This window comes from Sulfitobacter noctilucicola, from assembly GCF_000622385.1.
Lineage (GTDB): Bacteria > Pseudomonadota > Alphaproteobacteria > Rhodobacterales > Rhodobacteraceae > Sulfitobacter > Sulfitobacter noctilucicola.
This window is the reverse complement of record NZ_JASD01000008.1, coordinates 327,913-349,674: the sequence shown is the minus strand read 5'-3', so window position 1 is coordinate 349,674 and position 21,762 is coordinate 327,913. Positions and strand designations below refer to the sequence as shown.

17 protein-coding genes are annotated in these 21,762 nt (G+C 58.0%); 10 read left to right on the top strand and 7 right to left on the bottom strand.

What is annotated here, in order from left to right; translation table 11 throughout:
• Positions 1 to 73: 73 nt before the first annotated feature.
• Genes Z946_RS0105210 through cysG form a run of 7 tightly spaced genes read left to right on the top strand, consistent with a single transcriptional unit; the run spans position 74 to position 10,648 of the window.
• Entirely contained in the window at positions 74 to 1,156 is a 1,083-nt protein-coding gene (locus tag Z946_RS0105210; RefSeq protein WP_025054678.1) for an ABC transporter permease, read from the top strand.
• A 5-nt stretch (positions 1,157 to 1,161) separates the two neighbouring features.
• Positions 1,162 to 2,862, top strand: a complete 1,701-nt coding sequence (locus tag Z946_RS0105205) for an ABC transporter ATP-binding protein (RefSeq protein WP_025054677.1) — start codon at positions 1,162 to 1,164, stop codon at positions 2,860 to 2,862.
• Between the two features lie 3 nt (positions 2,863 to 2,865).
• Positions 2,866 to 5,295 (top strand): nitrite reductase large subunit NirB, encoded by a 2,430-nt coding sequence (nirB, locus tag Z946_RS0105200; RefSeq protein ID WP_025054676.1) that lies wholly within the window; start codon positions 2,866 to 2,868, stop codon positions 5,293 to 5,295.
• Entirely contained in the window at positions 5,292 to 5,624 is a 333-nt protein-coding gene (gene nirD / locus Z946_RS0105195; RefSeq protein WP_025054675.1) for a nitrite reductase small subunit NirD, read from the top strand. Before nirB ends, nirD begins: the two co-directional genes overlap by 4 nt.
• Positions 5,621 to 8,221, top strand: a complete 2,601-nt coding sequence (locus tag Z946_RS0105190; protein ID WP_025054674.1) for a nitrate reductase — start codon at positions 5,621 to 5,623, stop codon at positions 8,219 to 8,221. The genes nirD and Z946_RS0105190 overlap by 4 nt, the downstream gene beginning before the upstream one ends.
• Positions 8,218 to 9,186 carry a glycosyl transferase family protein gene (locus tag Z946_RS0105185; protein WP_025054673.1) on the top strand — a complete coding sequence of 323 codons (969 nt, stop codon included), beginning with the start codon at positions 8,218 to 8,220 and terminating at the stop codon, positions 9,184 to 9,186. The genes Z946_RS0105190 and Z946_RS0105185 overlap by 4 nt, the downstream gene beginning before the upstream one ends.
• A gap of 13 nt (positions 9,187 to 9,199) precedes the next feature.
• The gene (gene cysG, locus Z946_RS0105180) at positions 9,200 to 10,648 is read left to right on the top strand and encodes a siroheme synthase CysG (protein ID WP_025054672.1); all 1,449 of its coding nucleotides are present in this window, start codon (positions 9,200 to 9,202) and stop codon (positions 10,646 to 10,648) included.
• 500 nt (positions 10,649 to 11,148) lie between these two features.
• Here the strand turns inward: cysG and Z946_RS21780 are convergent, their stop codons facing one another.
• The 3 genes from Z946_RS21780 to tcuA form a co-directional block, all read right to left on the bottom strand.
• The gene (locus Z946_RS21780; protein ID WP_241461301.1) at positions 11,149 to 11,583 is read right to left on the bottom strand and encodes a transposase; all 435 of its coding nucleotides are present in this window, start codon (positions 11,581 to 11,583) and stop codon (positions 11,149 to 11,151) included.
• A gap of 60 nt (positions 11,584 to 11,643) precedes the next feature.
• Positions 11,644 to 12,189, bottom strand: coding sequence for an IS110 family transposase (locus Z946_RS21775; RefSeq protein ID WP_241461300.1), 546 nt, complete (start codon positions 12,187 to 12,189; stop codon positions 11,644 to 11,646).
• 338 nt (positions 12,190 to 12,527) lie between these two features.
• Positions 12,528 to 13,997, bottom strand: a complete 1,470-nt coding sequence (tcuA, locus tag Z946_RS0105165) for an FAD-dependent tricarballylate dehydrogenase TcuA (RefSeq protein WP_025054671.1) — start codon at positions 13,995 to 13,997, stop codon at positions 12,528 to 12,530.
• Between the two features lie 60 nt (positions 13,998 to 14,057).
• On the opposite strand from tcuA, the gene Z946_RS0105160 reads away from it, so the two are divergent.
• From Z946_RS0105160 to Z946_RS0105150, 3 genes are read left to right on the top strand one after another with little or no spacing between them, the layout of a single operon-like run.
• The gene (locus tag Z946_RS0105160; RefSeq protein ID WP_025054670.1) at positions 14,058 to 14,708 is read left to right on the top strand and encodes a GntR family transcriptional regulator; all 651 of its coding nucleotides are present in this window, start codon (positions 14,058 to 14,060) and stop codon (positions 14,706 to 14,708) included.
• Positions 14,708 to 15,739, top strand: a complete 1,032-nt coding sequence (locus tag Z946_RS0105155) for an AbrB family transcriptional regulator (protein WP_037969070.1) — start codon at positions 14,708 to 14,710, stop codon at positions 15,737 to 15,739. The genes Z946_RS0105160 and Z946_RS0105155 overlap by 1 nt, the downstream gene beginning before the upstream one ends.
• Positions 15,740 to 15,741: 2 nt before the next feature.
• Positions 15,742 to 16,422, top strand: coding sequence for a transporter substrate-binding domain-containing protein (locus Z946_RS0105150; protein ID WP_160170268.1), 681 nt, complete (start codon positions 15,742 to 15,744; stop codon positions 16,420 to 16,422).
• Here the strand turns inward: Z946_RS0105150 and Z946_RS0105145 are convergent.
• From Z946_RS0105145 to Z946_RS0105130, 4 genes are all read right to left on the bottom strand, one after another.
• On the bottom strand, positions 16,419 to 17,387 hold the full coding sequence (locus Z946_RS0105145) for a D-2-hydroxyacid dehydrogenase family protein (RefSeq protein ID WP_025054667.1): 969 nt from the start codon (positions 17,385 to 17,387) through the stop codon (positions 16,419 to 16,421). The two genes, Z946_RS0105150 and Z946_RS0105145, sit on opposite strands and share 4 nt — an antisense overlap.
• A 26-nt stretch (positions 17,388 to 17,413) precedes the next feature.
• A complete protein-coding gene (locus Z946_RS0105140; RefSeq protein ID WP_025054666.1) occupies positions 17,414 to 18,505 on the bottom strand; it encodes a 4-oxalomesaconate tautomerase in 1,092 nt (363 codons plus the stop codon).
• On the bottom strand, positions 18,502 to 20,529 hold the full coding sequence (locus tag Z946_RS0105135) for a tripartite tricarboxylate transporter permease (protein WP_025054665.1): 2,028 nt from the start codon (positions 20,527 to 20,529) through the stop codon (positions 18,502 to 18,504). Before Z946_RS0105135 ends, Z946_RS0105140 begins: the two co-directional genes overlap by 4 nt.
• A gap of 69 nt (positions 20,530 to 20,598) precedes the next feature.
• Entirely contained in the window at positions 20,599 to 21,705 is a 1,107-nt protein-coding gene (locus Z946_RS0105130) for a type 2 periplasmic-binding domain-containing protein (protein ID WP_037969406.1), read from the bottom strand.
• Between the last annotated feature and the right edge of the window lie 57 nt (positions 21,706 to 21,762).

Sequence of the window (21,762 nt, the reverse complement as noted above, 5' to 3'; positions counted from 1 at the left end):
GCAGGCCGCGCAAAGGAGAGCTTTGTGCGGCCCAGCCCCCTCCCATTCGCACACGCCAGCCGGAGCACACCCGATGACAACCGTTGACCCCAGTTTCGAAACCGAGGCCGCCAAGGCCGCCCGCAAGGCGCGGCTTTTCTCGCGCATCAACACCGCTGACAAATGGTTCAGCGTCATTGGCCTGACATGGATCACGCCTTTGCTGCGCGCTGCTGCCGGTGACAACCCCAAGGGGCAGGTCAAGGAAATCTGGCGGTTGCTGGTCGTGCCGCTGCTGGCGATCATGATTTTTCTGACGCTATGGGCCATGCTGGCCCCCCGCGTTGTCACATCGCTCGGGGCCATCCCCGGTCCCGCCGCCGTTTGGACCGAAGCCGTCAATCTGCACGAAGACGCCGTGCGCAAGGCCGCAAAAGAAGCCAAGTTCGTGGAGCGTGTGGATGCGCGGAACCAGCGCCTGATCGACGCGGGCCGCGCGGATGAGGTCAAGCAGATCGGATATACGGGACCACCCTCGTACTACGATCAGATATGGACCTCCATCGGCACAGTTTTCTTTGGCTTTCTCATCGCCTCCGCCGTAGCGATCCCGCTGGGCATCGCGGCGGGGCTGTCACCCACGGCCAACGCAGCGCTGAACCCGCTTATCCAGATCTTCAAACCCGTCTCGCCGCTTGCATGGTTGCCCATCGTCACCATGGTCGTCTCGGCCGTCTACGTCACAAACGATGGACTGTTCGCGAAATCCTTCCTCGTGTCGGCCATCACGGTGACGCTTTGTTCGCTGTGGCCCACCCTGATCAACACCGCCCTTGGTGTGGCCAGCATCGACAAGGACCTCGTCAGCGTTTCTCGCGTGCTGAAAATGAACACATATACCAAGATCACCAAGCTGGTGCTGCCCTCCGCGCTTCCGCTGATCTTCACCGGCCTCCGCCTGAGCCTCGGTGTGGGCTGGATGGTGTTGATTGCTGCAGAAATGCTGGCGCAGAACCCCGGTTTGGGAAAATTCGTCTGGGATGAATTCCAGAATGGTTCGTCTCAATCACTGGCCAAGATCATCGTCGCGGTGCTGACCATCGGCATCATCGGATTTTTGTTGGACCGTGTGATGTACGCGCTGCAATCCCTGTTCACATTCTCGAATAACCGGTGAGCGATATGGCAATTCTATCCTTCGATAACCTCTGCCGCGGCTATGGCCATGGCACGGACCGTTCCGAGATTTTGCGCAATATCTCGATGGATGTGGAGGAAGGCGAGTTTATAGCCATTCTCGGCTTCTCGGGCACGGGCAAGACGACGCTGATTAATATGGTGGCGGGGCTGGATGCGCCCGACACAGGATCGGTCACCTTCAAGGGCCAGCCCATCAAAGGCCCTGGTCCAGAGCGCGGCCTCGTGTTCCAGTCCTATTCGCTGATGCCGTGGCTAACGGTGAAGGGCAATATTTTGCTAGCGGTCGAGGCTGTCTTTCCCAAACTCTCCAAGGCCGAGAAATCCGCGAAAGCAGACCACTATATCAACATGGTGGGGCTGGGGCACGCCACATCGCGCCGCCCCGCAGAACTCTCGGGTGGCATGCGACAGCGGGTTTCCGTGGCACGTGCGCTCGCGATGGACCCAGAGCTATTGCTGCTGGACGAGCCTTTGTCCGCGCTTGATGCGCTGACCCGTGCCAATCTGGCCGATGAAATTCTGGAGATTTGGGAGCAGGACAAAAAGACCTGCCTTCTGATCACAAATGACGTGGATGAGGCAATTCTGATGGCCGACCGCGTGATCGTGCTCAATCCCGATGGCACGCTGGCCGATCCTTTTCCCATCACGCTGCAGCGCCCGCGCGATCGCTCTGCAATGAACAATGACGAGGGCTTCAAGAAGCTGAGGGCCGAGATCACGAAATACCTGATGGATGTGGGCATCGAGGCCAAGGTCGAGGAAACGCGCACCCTGCCAAGCGTCACGCCCATCCATTCGGTGCCTGCCGCCGTGAAAGCCGCCCAAGCCAGTCCGCTAGACGAGCGCTACCTTACATTCTCGAAGCTCGACAAGGTTTACCCAACTCCCAAAGGCCCGCTCACGGTGGTCGAGGATTTCGATCTCAAAGTGAACAAGGGCGAGTTTATCTCGCTCATCGGGCACTCGGGCTGCGGCAAGTCCACGGTTCTGACCATGGCTGCGGGTCTCAACCCGATCTCCAGCGGGGCAATCCGTCTGGACGGTTGGCACGTCGAAGGTGCCGACCCCGAACGCGCCGTTGTGTTCCAGTCGCCCAACCTTTTTCCATGGCTCACGGCCAAGGAGAACGTCTCGATTGGGGTGGATAAAGTCTATCCCCGCGCCTCACGGGCCGAGCGTCAGGATGTGGTGGAATACTATCTTGAGCGGGTTGGTCTGGCCGACAGCATGGACAAGAGCGCGGCGGATCTGTCGAACGGCATGAAGCAGCGCGTGGGCATCGCGAGGGCCTTTGCGCTCTCGCCCAAACTGCTGCTGCTCGATGAACCTTTCGGCATGCTCGACAGTCTCACCCGCTGGGAGCTGCAGGAAGTGCTGATGGAGGTCTGGTCACGCACCAAAGTCACCGCCATTTGTGTGACCCACGATGTGGACGAGGCGATCTTGCTGGCTGACCGCGTGGTGATGATGACCAACGGGCCGCAGGCGACCATCGGCAAGATCACGGATGTGAAACTGCCGCGGCCGCGCACCCGTAAGGCGCTGCTGGAGCATCCCGACTACTACACCTACCGGCAAGAGGTCCTTGATTTCCTTGAGGAATACGAGCACGGCGCGAAACCTAAATCGCCGACCTCTGGTGGTAAACCCAAACTCAAATCACCCATCGCGGCGGAGTAGATCATGAGACAGAAACTTATCGTTATCGGGGCCGGTATGGCCACGGGGCGGATGCTGGAAACGCTGGTCGAGCAAAACGCGGGCTTCGACATCACGCTTTTCAATGCCGAGCCACGCGGAAACTACAACCGCATCATGCTTTCGCCCGTTTTGTCGGGTGAGAAAACCTACGCGGAGATCGTCACCCACGACGCGGATTGGTACAGCGCGCATGGCATCACCTGCCGTTTCGGCGAGCGTGTCGCGGATATCAACACGGCGGCCAAAACCGTGACGGCGGAGAACGGCGATGTGCTTCATTATGACAAGCTGGTGTTCGGCACAGGCTCGAATCCCTTCATGATCCCGCTGCCCGGTCACGATCTGGAAGGCGTCATCGCCTATCGTGATCTGGAAGACACCCAGCGGATGATGGACCTCGGTGAGGGGCACAAAGTGGTCGTGATCGGCGGCGGCCTTCTGGGGCTTGAGGCTGCGGCGGGCATGGCCGCGCGCGGCGTCGACGTTACCGTGGTCCACATCATGGGCCACCTGATGGAGCGGCAGTTGGACGAGGCGGCAGGCTATCTGCTGCGCCGTGCGCTGATCGACAAGGGCATAACGGTTAAATGCGCCGCCAATTCCAAGGAGATCCTCGGGCAGGACGGCAAGGTGCGCGCACTGCTGCTGGACGACGGGACCGAGCTGCCTTGTGATCTGCTGGTCATGGCCGTGGGCATCCGCCCGAACATCAAACTGGCGGCGGAGGCAGGCCTCGCCGTCGGCAAGGGCATTCATGTGGATGACCAGATGGTCACCTCTGACGCTGATATCCTCGCCGTTGGTGAATGTGTGGAGCATCAAGGTGCGATATTTGGCCTTGTCGCTCCACTCTATGAGCAGGCGAAAGTTGCAGCGCAGACGCTGATGGGTGAACAAGCCGCTTTTGTGCAAAAGGAGTTGTCGACCAAGCTCAAAGTCACGGGCTGTGATCTGTTCAGTGCGGGTGATTTTGCAGAAGGGGACGGCCGCGAAGACATCGTTTTCCGCGACCCTGCACGGGGTGTTTACAAGCGGCTGGTGCTGGAAAACAACGTGGTCGTTGGTGCCGTCTTCTATGGCGACACCACCGACAGCAATTGGTTCTTCGGCCTGATCCGCGACAAAACCGATATCTCGGACATACGTGAGACACTGATCTTTGGCCCCAATATGCAAGGCGGTGCCGTGGACCCGTTGCAGGCCGTTGCAGCCTTACCGGCTGACGCAGAAATCTGCGGCTGCAACGGCATTTGCAAAGGTCAGATCGTTACCGCAATCGAAGGCGGTGCCACCACGCTTGCCGACATCAAGGCAGGCACCAAGGCAAGCGGCTCTTGCGGGACCTGCACGGGGCTGGTGGAACAAGTCCTCGCTGTCACTTTGGGGGATGATTTTGTCATTCCCGCTGCGGCCTCGGTCTGTGGTTGCACCGAGCTAACACACGAGGACGTCCGCCGCCTGATTAAGAGCCAAGCGCTCAAATCCCAGGACGCCGTTTGGCAACAACTGGCATGGAGCACACCGAACGGGTGCCACGTCTGCCGCCCCGCCATTAACTACTATCTGATCGCGGACTGGCCGCTGGAGTATCAGGACGACCCACAATCGCGCTTCGTGAATGAACGCAACCACGCCAATATCCAGAAAGACGGGACCTATAGCGTTGTGCCGCGCATGTGGGGGGGTATCACCACGCCGGACGAGCTGCGCGCGATTGCCGACGCCGCGGACAAATACAACGTACCCACGGTCAAGGTGACAGGCGGTCAACGCATCGACCTGCTGGGCGTCAAGAAAGAAGACCTGCCGTCCATGTGGTACGATCTGAACCAAGCAGGCATGGTGTCGGGCCACGCCTATTCCAAAGGGCTGCGCACGGTAAAAACCTGCGTGGGTACAGACCATTGTCGCTTTGGCACGCAAGACAGCACTGGCCTCGGGATCAAGCTGGAAAAGCTGCTTTGGGGGTCGTGGACACCGCATAAGGTCAAGCTGGGTGTCTCCGGCTGCCCGCGCAACTGTGCTGAGGCAACCTGTAAGGACGTGGGCATCATCTGTGTCGATTCAGGTTATGAGGTCTCTGTTGCGGGGGCCGCTGGCATGGATGTGCGCGAGACTGAGTTGCTGGCGAAAGTTGCAACTGAGGACGAAGCGATCGCCGTGACCACCGCCTACATCCAGATCTATCGCGAGAACGCCAAATATCTGGATCGTGGCTATAAATGGGTCGCGAAAGTGGGCCTCGATTGGGTCAAAGAACAGGTAGTTGATGATCTGGCAAACCGCGCCGCACTCGTCGCGCGGTTCGAATTGTCCCAGTCCATCTACCGGAATGATCCATGGGCCGAACATGCGGCAAAAGCGGATACTTACCAACCGCTTGCCGATCTCACACTGGAGGCCGCAGAATGAGCTGGATCGACGTGGGCCACATCGAAGACATTCCGCTGCGCGGCGCGCGACTGGTCAAAACACCTGTTGGCTGTGTCGCGCTGTTTCGCACCAGCGAGGCCGAAGTTTTCGCCGCCTCGGATACCTGTCCGCACAAGGGCGGACCACTGTCCGAGGGGATCGTGCACGGCCGCGCGGTGACTTGTCCGCTGCATAATTGGGTTTTTTCGCTCGAGACGGGGCAGGCCCAAGGTGCCGACACAGGCCAAATCCCTACCTATGATGTCAAGGTTGAGGACGGTCGCATTCTGCTGGATGGCACAGCACTTGCCGGACGGTCCGCAGCGTGACCGTCCGGTCCACATGCCCTTACTGCGGTGTCGGTTGCGGCGTCTTGCTGACCGCAACTGTCGCGGGGTTGGAGGTCAAAGGTGACCCTGATCACCCTGCCAACTTTGGCCGCTTGTGCTCCAAAGGGTTAGCTCTGGGCGAAACCGTTGGCCATGAGGGGCGGCTCGCCGCACCGATGGTGAACGGCAAAGAAGCGGCGTGGGACGAGGCGCTGCAACTGGTAGCGGACAGGTTCACGCATACCATCGCCGAGCACGGCCCCGACAGTGTTGCCTTCTACCTCTCGGGCCAGATGCTGACCGAGGATTACTACGTCGCCAACAAGCTGGCCAAAGGCTTCATGGGCACGGCCAATATCGACACCAATTCACGACTGTGCATGGCGTCGACTGTTGCGGGGCATAAACGCGCCTTTGGCACAGATACGGTGCCAGGGACTTACGAGGACCTTGAACTGGCCGATACGATTGTGCTGGTAGGCAGCAACCTCGCGTGGTGCCATCCGGTGTTGCACCAGCGCATTCTGGCTGCCAAAGCCGCAAGGCCGCACTTGAAGCTGGTGGTGATCGACCCCCGCCGCACGGCCACCTGCGATGCGGCGGATCTACATCTGCCACTGGCACCGGGGTCGGATGTGGCGCTGTTCAATCATCTGCTGACCCAGATTGACGAACAAGGTGCCCTCGATGCGGGCTATGTCGCGGCCCATGTCGACGGATATCCCGAGGCGCTGCGCTGCGCCCGCGCCAGTGATGTATCGTTAACCGAACTCGACGGACACCAGCTGCGCGCGTTTGTCAACATCTGGCTGCGATCGGAAAAGACGGTCACCATCTTCAGCCAAGGGGTGAACCAATCGACCAGCGGGGCCGACAAGGTCAACGCGATCCTGAATTGCCACCTTGCGACGGGGCGCATCGGCACGCCGGGCTGTGGGCCGTTTTCCGTGACCGGCCAGCCCAATGCCATGGGCGGGCGCGAAGTGGGCGGGCTGTCCAATATGCTGGCCTGCCACCTTGATCTGGAGAACCCTGCCCACCGCCATGCGGTCCGCTTGTTCTGGGACGCGCCCAAGATGCCGGAGGCCGCAGGCCTCAAGGCCGTAGACATGTTCCGCGCGGTGGGCAGCGGCAAGATCAAGGCACTCTGGATCATTCACACCAATCCGGCTGTTTCCATGCCCGATGCAGATGCTGTCGCCGCCGCGATCAAGGGATGTGATTTTACCGTCGTCAGCGATGTAACGGGCCGGACAGACACCGCACAGCTTGCCGATGTTCTGCTGCCCGCCAGTGCGTGGGGCGAGAAGGACGGCACGGTTACCAATTCGGATCGCACCATCAGCCGCCAGCGCGCTGTTCTGCCCAGTTATGAGGCGTCGCGGCCCGATTGGGCGCAGTTGGCGGAGGTGGGTCGGCGGATGGGCTGGCATTCAGCTTTCGATTTCGCGAACGTGGCCGAGATTTTTCGGGAGCACGCCGCATTGTCTGGCATCGCGGGCGGACTGGGACGCGATTTCGACATCTCTGGCCATGCCGATTTGACAGATGCGCAATACGACGCACTCGACCCGTTCCGCTGGCCCTATGCCTCGCAAGAAGGCGGACGGTTCTTTGCAGACGGCGGTTTTTTCACCAAGTCGGGCCGCGCCAGTATGTTGGCATTAACGCCCTTACCAATGGCGCAGCCAACAAATTCCGACTTTCCGTTCCGCCTCAACACCGGGCGCACCCGCGATCAGTGGCACACAATGACACGCACCGCAAAATCCGCCCGCCTCTCTGCCCATCTGGCCGAGCCCTTTATCGAGATACATCCCGCAGATGCCACCGCGACAGGCACTACAGACGCAAGCCTTGTGCAGGTCACGAGCGGCACAGGCACAGCGATCCTGCGGGCATTAATCACCGACCGCGTGCGCAAGGGGGAGATCTTTGCGCCGATCCATTGGACAGGGGAAACAGCGCCCAGCGGCCGCATCGATGTTGTTATTCCAGCCGCTGTTGATCCCGTCTCGGGCCAGCCAGAAAGCAAAGGGGCCGCCGTCGCGTTAGCCCCTTACGCCGCAAACTGGTACGCCTTTGCCATCTCTCGGAGGCCAATAAATCCCCAAAGCGCCTATTGGGCGCGGGTGCGCACCGATGCGGGGTGGCGCTGTGAGTTGGCGGGGGCGCAAGCACCGCAGGATTGGGAAAGCTACGCCCGCGACATGCTCGGTGTGGGTGATTTGCCAGCGCAAACCATACAAGACCTTCATGGCGGCAGTTTTCGTGCCGCATTTATAGGCGATGACGGTGTGGAAGCCGCCGTATTTGTAGCGCCGCGACCCGTCAGCCTCATGCGGGACTACCTTGCCGAATTGCCTGATGACATGTTGTCCGGTCGCGCGCCCATCGGGCGGCCCGATCCCGGACCAGTCCTGTGCGCCTGCTTCAAAGTCGGCGTGAATACCATTTTGCGTGCGGTTGAGGCCGACGGGCTGTCTTCCGTCGAGCAAATTGGCGAAGCCCTTCAGGCCGGGACAAACTGTGGCTCCTGCCGCCCCGAGCTTCGGGCGCTCCTTGGCGCGGGCGTCATCCGCGAGGCTGCAGAATGAGCCTTGCCCCTTATGTGCGGATTTTAGGGCGCGGTCCGGGCCGCGCGCGTTCTCTTGATCAGAATGAGGCGCGCGAGGCGATGGAGGTCATCCTATCGGGCAATGCCGCACCAGAGGCCATCGGCGCGCTGCTAATGCTGATGCGCATGAAAGGGGAGACGGCAGCAGAGCTTGCCGGGTTTGTGCAAGCTGCTCGTAGCCACATCAAGCTGTCCTCCCTCTCGCCCGCACTGGATTGGCCAAGCTACGCTGCGGGTCGCACCCGCGGCCTGCCGTGGTTTCTGCTCAGCGCGAAACTGGTGGCGCAAGCGGGTTATCCTGTTTTGCTGCATGGCTGGAATTCCCATCAGGCCAATCACGCTGATGTACGGGACGGGTGTGCCGCATTAGGCGTTCAGATCGCACCCGATCTTTCGACCGCAAACAAGGCGCTGTCCTGCGCGGGCATCACCTATCTCCCGCTTGAAGTGTTATCGCCGCCGCTCTTCGCGCTCTTGCAATTGCGCAATAGCTTGGGGCTACGCTCTTGCATCAATACGGTCGTGCGCCTGTTGAACCCCTGTGCTACGGATGCTTCGGTGCAGGGCGTGTTCCATCCCGTATACCGCGAAATCCAAGCCGATGCCTCTGCTCTTTTGGGACAGCAAAGCCTGAGCGTCATCAAAGGCGGCGGCGGTGAATTCGAACGGCACCCCAGCAAAGACGTTGCGGCCTTTGGCCTGCGAGATGGCACCGCGTGGCAGGGCAAAGCGGTCGCACAATTGGACGAGATACGGCGTCTGGCCTCGGTGGAGCCTGATCCTTCCGATCTCGCGGCGCTGTGGGCAGGCCATCTTGATGATCCCTTTGCACAAGCCGTCGTCGAAGGCACGGCAGCGCTCGCACTCGATACGCTGGGTGTTGCACACCCTGACAGCCGCGCCCGTGATCTATGGACCAACCGCCATCGCAAAAAAGCCGCCTGACAGGAGACCACGCATGAAAAGTTTTCCGATGTTCATCAAAACAACCGATCGCCGCATCGTAATTGCGGGCGGGGGGGAGCAAGCCGCGCAAAAGGCGCGTCTGATGCTGAAAACCGATGCTGAAATCGTACTGTTGGCAGATGAGCCGGACGATGAATTGCAAGGTCTCGTGGCCGAAGGGCGTGCTGCACACATAAAAGGGCCCATCACAGCCCACAGTTTCCAAGGGGCCGCCATGGCCTTTATCGGTACAGGCTGTCCCGGCATTGATGCCAGCCTGCACGCAATCGCCAAATCCGCATCAGTGCCCGTCAATGTCGTTGACCAGCCGCATTTATGTGACATCACAACGCCGTCTTTGGTCGACCGTGATCCGGTTGTCGTGGCCATCGGGACAGAAGGCACCGCCCCGGTACTGGCACGCGGCATCAAGACACAAGTTGAACAACTGCTCGATCCGTCTTTGGGCTCTTTTGCGGCCCTTGCGGGACGCATGCGGGGCGCTGCTGCCATGCGCGTGCCGCGTGCGCAGCGGCGCGCATTTTGGAGATGGGCGTTTTCCGGCGCGCCTTGGCAGGCGCACAAACGGGGCGCCGAACGTGACGCCGCCAGCCTGTTAAAAGATGCCATCCAAGCTGGCGGTGCACCACAGACCGACGCCACAGGATCAATCTCGCTGGTCGGTGCAGGCCCCGGCGCGCGAGACCTGCTGACACTTCGTGCTGTTGAACGCCTCCAAGAGGCTGACATCATTTTTTACGACCGCCTTGTGGATACTGAAGTTCTTGAACTTGCCCGCCGCGACGCCGAGCGCGTATTTGTGGGAAAAGTCGTTGGCGCCAGCGCATGGCCACAGGACCGCATCTGCGCCGTTATCGTGGCCGCGGCCAAACAGGGCAAACGGGTCGTGCGGCTCAAATCTGGCGATCCAATGTTGTTCGGCCGCGCGACGGAAGAATTGGATGCCGCCCACACTGCAGGCATTCCAATCGAAGTTGTTCCTGGCGTCACCGCAGCAAGTGCGGCTGCGGCAACATTGAAGCGTCCCCTTACCAGTCGTGGAGAAACCGACACAGTTGTATTCTCAACAGGTCAGACCCAACCAGGTGCACAGATGCCCGATTGGCATAGCCACGCTAAGCCCGGCACAACCTTAGCCTTCTACATGGCTATCGGAAAATCCGCCGAAGTTGCGTCCCAATTGATCTCGCAGGGACTGCCGGTATCAACCCCGATCACGATTGCAGTAAACATCTCGAAACCCTCGCAAACCGTACTTGAATCGCGATTGGAAACCCTCGCCGGCGATATTGAGAAGCACAGAATTACCGGATGTAGCATTTTACTTATCTCGTTACCTCGAAAAACCCGTGAACAGAGCGCCGCCAAGAGTGACAGAGCCCAGTGTTTGAAACTCTTTGAGAAGCCGGCATCTGCGTTTTACGAAATACAGCGAGCTTGATAACAGCCCTCTCTTGTGATAAAAATTTCGAACTGACAAAGCCTACGCAGTATCCCAGTCGATATTTTTGCTGGAACGGCATTGAAAGCTTAGCTGAGGGTTTTTCTGGATAACCATTCCCAAAAAAGGAATCTGACTCACCCGCTCCCATTTGCCCGTTATGCATAAAAAGTGGAAGGCCGCTTGCATTCCTGCAAACTTTCGCTTTCCGTTACGCATAAAAAGCAGCCGTTTGCGAATTTATAGCAAAAGACTCCTTCCCTAATTCAGTCTATCGGTCAAGCTCTTTTCCTTTGATCAGTTTGGCATCGTACTTATCACAGTCACGCTTCTCTGCGCAGTCTGACTGGTAGCTATGCGGCACCCTGCATGCATATGCCGGATCGGTTGTGGAGAGCCTTGCTTCGTCTCGCGCTTCTCGTTGCGCAGCAGCCATATTCGGCTTCACCCACAGACCTCGTCCGGAAAGGACGATCCCGTTTGGTTGAGTATTGGGTCAGCTAGAAACATTTGATACTCTCCAGCCCTTCGAAAGGGAATTCCGTATTCTCAATCCACATCCGATGCAGCAGGACCGCCAGCTTGCGCGCAACAGCAACAACAGCGCGCCGTCGCCCCTTTGTACGCATCAATCGCATACCCCATGACTTCAGTTGTGACGCCGCCATCGTTCGCATTAGCATCGCGTTTGCGGCGGAATAGAGTGTTGATCGAACATCGCGGTCTCCCGCACGTGATATTCTGCCAGGATTGTCGCTCTCGCCAGATTGGTATCGTCGCGGAGTGAGACCAAAATGCGCGGCAACCATGCGGGAGCTTTTGAACCGCAAAGGATCATCTACAGCCGCTTTGAACGTGAGCGCGGCTATCATTCCTACGTCCGGAACCGTCAACAGCCGCATGCAGACTTCATCGTGGCTGGCCGCGCGCTTCACGCGGTGATCCAGTTCAAGATAGTGCTGAGACAGAGCGACCCGCGCGTCCAGCAGCGGTATCTAGGCATGAATGAGGACGTCATTCATCTGGATCATAGGCCGTACGATATCGTCAAAGCTTCCATGACCAACGGTTTTGGGCAGACGCAAACCAAAGATCTTCAGCAACCCGCGCACTTCATTCGAAAGTTCGATGGTCTTGTTGAGCAGCGCCTTTCGGCTGCTCAAGCGAGCTCTTAAGCCATGCGCCTCGCGGCTCTTCATATGAACCGGACTGAACCCCTCCGTGGGCAGGATCTGAGCGATCCTTCGCGCGTCGTTCTTGTCGGTCTTGTTGCGCATCGCTGACAGGGCGGCGTTCACTTGTCGCGCCTCCATGCAAACGACAGCTAAACCCTCGCCTTGGAGACCAAAGAACAAAAGCTGGCTCATCGTTCCTGCTTCAAAACCGACCCGTTCAACCGAATACGCGAACTTCCTCAACCAGTCAGAAATATCACTCACTTCACAAGCAAGCTCACGTTCAAGCACAACCTTTCCTTTGTTATCGATAATGCAAACAGCGCACGACCGTAGCGACACATCCAATCCAGCATAATATTCCATCTTCAATCTCCCTTGTTCACAGTAATCCTGTGATCTTATCGGGAGCTCGACCTCAGAACAGAGGCAGCTCAATTACGCATGCTTTGTCCCGCACAGCGGCTATTGGCGGTCTTTTCGATGTCCCGATCTGAGTGCAAGCGCAGCGAATGACAGCAGTGAGCCCATAATTAACAGTTTTCTGTGCTACGGCTAAAGTCGACTTTCGGGAAACCGGAATTTGAAAACGTTTGATCCAGAACCGAACGCAAGTTGGCTATTCGTTCAGCGCTGCAAGACAGCTTTCCCGAAACGATCTTTGTCGCACTCAACGATCAACAGCACAGATGTCATTGATTGCATTATGCCTGAGATGCCCCATACCCCGCGCGGCGGCCAAATACAGCGCCTGACGTGAGGCCGGACCCGCCCGGGTAGCCCGCAAAAAAGACGCCGCCGACGATCTCGCCACATGCAAATAGGCCTGCAATTGTTGAACCACCTTCCCTGAGGACACCACCCTTGTCATCTACTTTCAATCCACCGTAAGTGAATGTTATCCCGCCAGTAACTGGGAACGCGCGGAAGGGTCCTTTGTCGATTTTCTGGGCCCAATTTGATTTGGGCGGCGTCAAGCCATCGGTTGCTTTGCCATCCAGAACGGTTGGATCAAACGCGGTTTGGGCATCCACCGCATCGTTGTAAGCGTCAAGCGTAGCGGTGGCAGCCTCTGCGTTTAAGCCAGTCATCAGGGGCACCAGCGCCTCCAAGGTGTCAGCTTCTACAAAATGGGCGTCATGAAATCTGTATTCGGCATAGAGCAGATCGAACACTTTGCTATCGAAAACCTGCCAAGCAAACTGGCCCGGCTGCTCGAGAATGGCGGCACCGTATTGCGCATAGGTATAGTTGCGGAAATTGGCACCCTCATCGACAAAACGTGCGCCATCGGCATTCAGCATTACGCCCAAAAAATATGAAATTTTGCGGTAGTTCTTGCGTTCACCAGCGGGCAAGTCGAGATTTCCGAAATCGGCCATATGCAAGTCCATTGGAGTTGCATGACATCCAGCATAGAGACCATATTCAGCCGCGCCGACTGCGCTCGCCATTGTAAGCCCGTCACCGGTGTTGTGCGGCGTGCCGCGCACCTTTGCTGCTTTCCAGTTCGGGCCCATATGTTTGACCCGCATCTCGTCATTTGCCTCAAATCCACCAGAGGCAAGGATTACGGCGTCTGCATGCAGGACCTCATCACCAATGCGTACGCCAATAACCTGATCACCTTCAGTCACCAGACCGGTGACCGCGCTATTATAGCGGACTGTGCCGCCCATCCGCTCAACCGCAGCGAGCTCCATATCGAATAGGCCAACCCCTTCGTTCTCAGCTGCCAGCGTCAAGCCGCCCCAAAACACGTGACGGCCATCTTTCTCAAAGCTCTGGCGGCTATAGATCGGCTCGAACTTTACGTCATGGGATGCAAGCCAGCGCATCGTCTCGCCCGACAGGTTAACGAGCGCTTCTTGCTCCTCCGACAGCGGACGGCCATCGTTAAACCCCAGCAGATCGTTGCCGAATTTCTCTGTGTCATAGCCCCCGAAATCAGCGTTCTGCACGCGAGGATCATCAGGATTGCGTAACAGCGGCATAAGATCCGCAGCCCCGTCATAGGCAAAGCGCATCGCGCCTGCCGTATATTTGGTATTGCCACCCGCCAAAGCCTGATCAGCCTTTTCCAGCAGCGTCACCTGCGCCCCGTTTTCCAACGCCGCGATCGCGGCACAAAGCGCGGCGTTACCTGTTCCGACGACAATCACTGAGTTTGACACTGGTGTTTCCTTTTCATATCTATATTGTATCCAAGCGGATACAATTTGGGTCTTACTAAAATGCACAGCACAGAATTGCAAGACATGTCTCAAGGGGAGCTTGCCTACCATCGATTGCATGCGGCGATCAGGGCGGGGGAATTCCAGCCGGGTGACCGTCTGCGCGAGATCGACGTGGCAAAAAAACTCAGCCTGTCGCGGACTCCGGTGCGAGAGGCCTTGCGCAAATTGGAAAACGACGGGATCGTCGAGCACCGCCCCCGCTTGGGCGCTGTCATTCGCACGTTGAGCACCACAGAAATCGTTGAGCTATACGAAATGCGGCTGGTCCTTGAGCGCACGGCCGCCGAGATGGCCGCCAAACATGCAAACCCCGCCGAGGTGGATCTACTTGAGGATATCAACGAACAGATTGACGGTGCCGGCCAAGATACCCCACGCGCGGCCGCGCTCAATCAGGATTTTCACCGCAGCATCTACCTCGCGACGCGCAATCGCTTTTTGCTGGCGTCGGCGCGTGCGCTCAACAATGCATTGATCCTGCTGGGGCCAACCACGCTGGATGACGAAGCGCGGATTAAAACGGTCAGCAGCCAGCACGCACAGATTATCACGGCGATCGCTGCGGGCGATCAACAGGCTGCGGGTGACGCGGCAGAGGCGCATTTGCAAACCTCCCTGCGCCACAGGCTCAAGGTGTTACAATCGTGATGCCCCATCTTTACGCCTTTGTGGTCGCCGGAATTGGTGTTCTGGCTTTCAAGATGATGCAGCTGCCCCTGCCTTGGCTGCTGGGGCCAATTTTTGCGTGCCTGATTGCCGCCATGGCGGGTGTTCCGATGCGTGGGATTAAGCTGGTGAACGATGCGATGCGCACCATTCTGGGCGTAGCTGTGGGGGCAACCTTCTCGACAACCCTGCTGGCGTCCATGGTGGGGATGTGGCCGACCTTGCTGATGATCCCCGTGATGACCAGCTGTATCGGGGTGGTCGGGGTCCTATATTTTCAACGCCTCTGGGGGTTTAATTTCGCGACCAGCTATTATTCCTCCATGCCGGGTGGCTTGCAGGATATGCTTGTCTTTGGAGAGGAAGCTGGCGGCGATGTGCGCGCGCTGTCACTCATCCATGCGACGCGGGTGATGGTGATTGTCGTGGTTCTACCGTTTTTGCTGAAATGGGTCTGGGACGCTGATCTAAGCAACCCTCCGGGTGCGCCCGCCGCAAGTATTGCGCCTGCGGAACTTGCGCTGATGGTGTTTTGTGGTCTTGCCGGATGGCAGATGGCGAAACGCGCGGGCATGTTCGGCGCTACAATTCTGGGTCCGCTTTTGCTCGCAGCGGCATTTGCGATGGCTGGAATTCTGAACCATCGCCCACCTGCCGAGGCGATCTGGGCCGCCCAGTTTTTCATTGGCATGAGTGTGGGCAGTAAATATGCAGGTGTCACCATGGCCGAAGTGCGCACAGATGTAACAGCGGGTCTGGGATTTTGCGTAATCCTTCTGGTGCTGACCATGATCTTTGTTGAGGTCATTCACGTCGCAGGCCTTGCCCCGCCGATGGAAACGATTTTGGCTTTCGCGCCGGGCGGGCAGGCAGAACTGACAGTGCTGGCTTTGATCGTAGGGGCTGATATGGCCTTTGTAGTGGCCCATCACGTGCTACGTATATTTGTGGTCATTCTAGGCGCGCCGTTGTTTGTTCGGCTGTTTGATACAAACACTGGAGTAGGGAAATGACGATGCAGGGGGAATTGAAAACACTGGCACGCGACGGTGTGCTGCGCGTGGCAATCAATACAGGCAATCGCGCCTTGGTCCATCAGTACGGCGATCAACTGAGGGGCGTCAGCCCCGCGCTGGCCAAAAGACTGGCTGATGAGATCGGGGCCCGCATGGAGCCTGTTATCTACAGTGGCGCAGGCAAAGTATTTGATGATGCACACCTTGATAAATGGGACGTAGGGTTTCTGGCAATCGACCCAATGCGTGCCGAAAAAATTGCCTTTACCGAACCCTATATTGTGATCGAGGCGACCTTTGCGGTGCGCAGCGATTCCGCATTTGTAGACGTCGAAGATGTCGATGCAACCGGCGTAAAGATCTTAACGTCGACCGGTTCGGCGTATGACATGCATCTGACCAAAAACCTGCAGCACGCAACACTGGAGCATTCAGGCACACCGCCCGAAAGCTTTGAAGAATTTCGCGCAGGCCGGTGCGATGCCGTCGCCGGTGTTCGTGCCTCGCTAGAGGGCGCGTTTTCAACATCGCCGGACGTTCGCATCCTGACCGGCGTACTGACCTCGGTTCGTCAGGCGATGGTACTGCCTGATAGTACCGATCCGCGCATCGCCGCGCTTAATGGTTTCGTAGCCCAAGCCATATCGGACGGGTTCGTTAAGGCCGCGCAGAGCGCTTAAGGAAATACCTCGGGGTTGATCATATGAATAGGCGCGCCAGCCGCGTAGGCGTTGACCTGATCAAAGATGTCAGAGAACTGAAGGTCGAACTCGTCCTCGGTCACAAATCCGATGTGCGGGGTGGCCAGCACATTGGGGTGGGTCAACAGGATGTTTGACGTATCGGTCAGTGGCTCGTGATCAAAAACGTCAACAGCGGCGTGCAATTGGTCTTTTGCCACTTCGGCCTCCAACGCGCCGGTCTCCACCAGACCGGAGCGCGAGGTGTTCACGAAAAGCGCGCGGGGCTGCATCTGCGCCAGATCAGCGGCAGTGATGAGACCACGTGTTTCCGGCTTGAGCCGTACATGAACACTGACAATATCTGATGTCGCAAAAAACGCTTCGCGCGACGGCGCAACGGTCTCACCCGCCGCAAGAGCACGGGAGCGGCCGGCCTCTGATCCCCACCATTGCACATTGATACCCAGAGCCTTGGCATATTCCGCGACCGCACCCGCGATGCGCCCATAGCCATATAGCCCAAGCGTTCTGCCGCGCAGCGTGCGACCAACGCCGGATTGCCAGTGGCCCGCCTTGATCGACGCCGTCTGCTGCGGGATCTGGCGATAGCTGGCAAGGATCAGCGCCAATGTATGCTCTGCTGCTGCATAAGACGGTGCGCCCGCGTGCATGTTGGAGCTTAGCAGGACGCCATGCGCCGTACATGCGGTCACATCCACATGGGGATAAACGCTGCGCTGGGAGATCAGCTTGAGGTTTGGCAAACCCGCCAGCAATTCAGCACCCACTTTTGTGCGCTCGCGAAACAGAACCAGCGCCTCGGCGTCTTGCATCCGCGCGGCAAGCTTGACCGGATCAGGTTCATGGTCAGTCCAGACGGTGACCTCGTGATCGTCAAGTTTCGCAAAGCAGGGCAAACCACGCAGCGTATCGAACCAATCGTCAAGAATGTGCACTTTCATCGGTCTATTCCTCGTTACATGCGGTGTTACACGCCAGCCCATACTGATTGAGGGACAAAAACACTTCCACTGGCAATTTTGCGAGCTGTGCGGATCAACCCTGCGGAGATCACCTCAAAACCTGCATCGGTTTGCGCATAATCCACCATCACATCAATACTGCCCGAGGCATGCTCTAGCGTGATGGGCGCAGGCGTTTCGTTCGGTTTGGCCGCCATCCCCTCCGCAACCGTGCCGGGCGTGAGCACACAAGCAGCAAGGCATTGCGCGCCTGTCACCGCCATCGTGGGATGGGTATTCCACGGCATGAAATACCGCGTGGCAATGGTGCCGCCAGCGCGGGCGGGTGCCAATAGCCCGAATTTGGGTGTAACAGATTCGCTGACATCGCCCATTCCCATCAGCGCACCGGCTTTGATGCGCAGGGCTTCCATCTTGGCAAAGAAACTGCGGTTTTCATCCAAATCGGCCGCGCTCTCATAACCGGTCAGGCCAAAATCGCTGGCCTTGGCAATCACCATCGGCATGGCGACATCCATGCAGGTCACAGCGTTACCGTCGATGACATCAACCAGATTGCCGGTAGGCAGAAAAGCACCTGTAACTCCGCCGACCGTCTCCATAAATTGCAAGGCCACAGGTGCGGACGTGCCCGGCACGCCATCAATCTGCGCATCGCCCTCATAGCTGACCTTACCGCCCGGTGTTTGAACAACGGCGGCAACCCGCGCTTCGGTATTTACGGCGCGAATGTTAACAGCCGTCTCGCCGTCTTGCGCTGCCACCAATCCCATTTCAATGGCCGCAGGGCCAACACCAGACAGGATGTTTCCACAGGTCGGTTTGAAATCTACCAGGCAGTCCTCAACGCTCACCTGCGCAAAGAAGTAATCAACATCGGCCCACTCATCTTCGGATTTCGATAGCATTGCGACCTTGGTTGTCACCGCAACGCCACCACCGATCCCGTCGATGTTAAGCGGATGGCCTGAACCCACGATAGAGATGAGCACCTGCGCCAAGCTTTCCAGATCTTCGGGCAGGTCAGCCCGGTTGAGGTATGGACCGCGTGAAGTGCCGCCGCGCATGAAAAGGAAAGGGATTTCTGTCTGGGTCATGTGAAGGGCCATGGCAAAGTGAAGTATTCCTGTAACAGACCGGGCGGGAAATCACGGTTCAGCAGCCACGCCATGGCACAAATGAACGCAAGGCCCGCGGCGGTGTATCCGGCGGCAAAGACCATGCTGACCCGCGCACGGATCACCATGAAGGCGAATAGGAAGATCGCCAGCGCAAGGATGAAGCCGAGCAGAGAGGTCAACACCAACAGCGCTGCAAACCACGCCAGTGTTGGCCACAAACCATGGGTCGCCTGCGCGTCTTCGCCATTCAGCTCGCGATCGGCAAAAATCGTGTGCGTCTCGGGCTTGAGCATCATCTGGATGACAAGAAACGCACATCCGATGAGACAGATGCTTGCCACAAAGATCGGGAAGGTCCGGTCGCGGCTGTAGTTGGGGATCGCATTCGCGTCATAAAGAGCATAGCCGATGAAGGCGGTGACCAGCAGCATAAAAACCATCGGCGCGCGTTTGGAGCCTGCTGTGATGTCACCTTCGGCCATGATGTGTTTGGCCTGACGCAACCCCAGCACGACGGAGATCACTGTGATAACCAGCAAAACAATAACGATGGGTGAGAAAATATAGTCGATCCCCTCGCCGAACCCTTTGCGGAAGCGTGATTGCGCGATCTGAATGGCTTGGTTCGCGTAGTTTTCGGCAGGGTTTGACAGGACGAAGCCGATAAGGAACGCGGGACGCGACCAGTCAAACCGCCGCATAAGGATGCCGAGGAATCCGATTGCGAACAGTGCCACGAGGTCCATCAGGTTTTGGCCCGATTGGAACGCCGCAAAGCTGATGATCATAAACAGGAAGGGTGCCAGCAGAACAAAGCGGATTGTTGTCAGCTTTGCGATGCCACCAGAGGCGGCGATACAAATGACTGTGCCAACCACGTTGGCCAGTGCCAGCAGCCATACGATCGCATAGGTGATATCGAGGTTGTTCTTCAACATCGCAGGGCCAACTTCGATCTGGCCAGATCCCAGTAGAGCAATCGCACCGATGAAAATCGCCATAGAGCCTGAGCCGGGGATCCCGAAAAGCAACGTAGGCACGAGCCCGCCGCCCTCTTTGGCGTTATTCGAACTCTCAGGCCCGATTACGCCGCGGACTTCGCCTTTGCCGAAGTTGGATTTGTCTTTCGTCGTTTGCACCGCGTGGCCATAGGCAATCCAGTCAACCACGGACCCGCCAAGACCGGGGATTACGCCCACGATAACCCCGATGATGGAACACCGTACAGACAGCCAGATATTGGCAAACCAGTCTTTGACACCATCGATCCAGCCACCGCCGATTTGCGGCTCTTCGCTGATGGCGCGGTCCTGACGCAGCAGCGAGATGATCTCGGGGATGGCAAAGATACCAAGACCGACAATCACCAGTTTCAGCCCGTCAGTCAGATAAGGGTAATCGTAGGATGACATCCGCAGATCGCCCGAAGAGGCACCTTCGCCGATCATACCGATCAACATGCCAAGGCCTGCCGCGACAATCCCTTTGATCGGGATGCGGCCCGCAAGAATGCCGACCATGGACAGACCGAAGATGGTGATCATTAACAATTCAGGGGTGCGGAACTCCAGTACGATGGGGCGTGCAATCAGAATGAACACCGTCAAAAAGCTGGCTCCGACCAACCCGCCAAACAAGGATGAGGCGAACGCCGCTGAAAGCGCACGTGCAGCCATGCCCTTTTTGGCCATGGGAAAGCCGTCCAGCACTGTCGCCTGACTGGCCGAAGACCCCGGGATCCCCATGAGAACAGAGGCAAAGGTATCGGATGTCGGAACAACCGCAACCATGCCGATCATTAGCGCCAGGCCCAAAATCGGGTCCATGCCGAACATAAACGGCAGCAAAAGCGATAGGCCTGCAATGCCGCCCAATCCCGGGAACACGCCGATACACAGGCCCATCAGGACGCCCATGACCAGATATCCCAACACAACAGGTTGCAATATCAGCGTCCAAGCGTCGCCGAATGCAGGCAGAGCCTCCATGATGATTTCCATGAAATGATCCTCCCACTTTCCTTGGGTAAACGCCCCACCCCTGCGGGCGGGGCGCTCAAAAAGGAAAGTTTAGTTCAGCGAAACGCCGTATTTTTCCTGCAGCCAGTTCACGATGAACGCTTTGGCTTCGGGGGACACTTTGGTCGCGCTCGCTTTGGCCGTTTCAGCCGCGGCACCGGTCATCTGGGGGTATTTGCCCAAACGCTTACCTGAGATTTCAGCGAAATCAGGGCGTGCCTTGATCGCCTCGAAAGCAGCAGTGTAGGTTGCCATTGCGTCAGCGGTCGCACCCTGTGGCAGGAACACCATCTTTTGTGCAGGGAAACCTGCAATAAAGAACGCTTTCCACGCCTCCCACTTCTCGCCAGAGGTCTCGCATCCTTCGGTGGCATCACAGACTTCCTTGAACGTCGGTGTGTCCGGGAATGTGGGGTCACGCACGATGTTGCCCGCATCATCCAAGGCACCCCAGGTCATCATCGGGACAGCAGTGCCCGCTTCGACCAATGGCGTTACGCCAGACAGGTAGGAAGAAGACGTCTGATAGTCGATGTTGGCTTCGCCACGCTCAAACATCAAACGGCCGTCACCGCGACCCTTGATGCCCATGACGCTTTCGACGTTCAGGCCCAGCATTTCCCATGCCAGTGTCGGGACCAGATCAAGGCGTGTGGCCCCTTGGTTGCCATAGATGAAATCAGTGTCTTGCAGACCGGAGGCGTCTAGGCCGTCCATCTTCTCTGCCAGATCTGGCGGCAAATAGGCCACGCCGCCAGTGCCGGAGGCAAGAACAACGTTCCAGTCAGCGTATTCGAATTTCACCCGTGGATCGCCCAACAGATAAGGGAACTGGGTCGAGCCTGAAGAACCGAAGATCAGCGTGCCGTCCTCATAAGACTGCTCTTGGAAAAAGTTGGCACCCTTGGTCGAGCCCGCACCTGGCATGAACTTTACAACAACAGTCGGCTGGCCTGGCAACGCTTCGGAAAGCAGTGGCGCATAGAAGTTGGCCCATTTAGCGGAGCCGCCAGTCTCGGAGAATGGAATGATCCATTCAACGGTTTTGCCCGTCAGATCGATGCCATGACCGCCAGCATTCGCTTGCAGACCAAATGTTGCAGCAGCCGCAGCGACAAGGCTCACGGCCACGCGGCGCGTGGTTTTGAAAATGGACATATATTCCTCCCGGTTTTGCATGCCCCTTCTCCCAAAGGGGCCAATTTCGAATCGTTC

Bases quoted from the DNA above. Each gene is read 5' to 3' on its own strand.
- Z946_RS0105210 (WP_025054678.1), top strand. From the start codon at position 74: ATGACAACCGTTGACCCCAGTTTCGAAACCGAGGCCGCCAAGGCCGCC.
- Z946_RS0105205 (WP_025054677.1), top strand. From the start codon at position 1,162: ATGGCAATTCTATCCTTCGATAACCTCTGCCGCGGCTATGGCCATGGC.
- nirB (WP_025054676.1), top strand. From the start codon at position 2,866: ATGAGACAGAAACTTATCGTTATCGGGGCCGGTATGGCCACGGGGCGG.
- nirD (WP_025054675.1), top strand. From the start codon at position 5,292: ATGAGCTGGATCGACGTGGGCCACATCGAAGACATTCCGCTGCGCGGC.
- Z946_RS0105185 (WP_025054673.1), top strand. From the start codon at position 8,218: ATGAGCCTTGCCCCTTATGTGCGGATTTTAGGGCGCGGTCCGGGCCGC.
- cysG (WP_025054672.1), top strand. From the start codon at position 9,200: ATGAAAAGTTTTCCGATGTTCATCAAAACAACCGATCGCCGCATCGTA.
- Z946_RS21775 (WP_241461300.1), bottom strand. From the start codon at position 12,189: ATGGAATATTATGCTGGATTGGATGTGTCGCTACGGTCGTGCGCTGTT.
- Z946_RS0105160 (WP_025054670.1), top strand. From the start codon at position 14,058: ATGCACAGCACAGAATTGCAAGACATGTCTCAAGGGGAGCTTGCCTAC.
- Z946_RS0105155 (WP_037969070.1), top strand. From the start codon at position 14,708: ATGCCCCATCTTTACGCCTTTGTGGTCGCCGGAATTGGTGTTCTGGCT.
- Z946_RS0105150 (WP_160170268.1), top strand. From the start codon at position 15,742: ATGCAGGGGGAATTGAAAACACTGGCACGCGACGGTGTGCTGCGCGTG.
- Z946_RS0105145 (WP_025054667.1), bottom strand. From the start codon at position 17,387: ATGAAAGTGCACATTCTTGACGATTGGTTCGATACGCTGCGTGGTTTG.
- Z946_RS0105140 (WP_025054666.1), bottom strand. From the start codon at position 18,505: ATGACCCAGACAGAAATCCCTTTCCTTTTCATGCGCGGCGGCACTTCA.
- Z946_RS0105135 (WP_025054665.1), bottom strand. From the start codon at position 20,529: ATGGAAATCATCATGGAGGCTCTGCCTGCATTCGGCGACGCTTGGACG.
- Z946_RS0105130 (WP_037969406.1), bottom strand. From the start codon at position 21,705: ATGTCCATTTTCAAAACCACGCGCCGCGTGGCCGTGAGCCTTGTCGCT.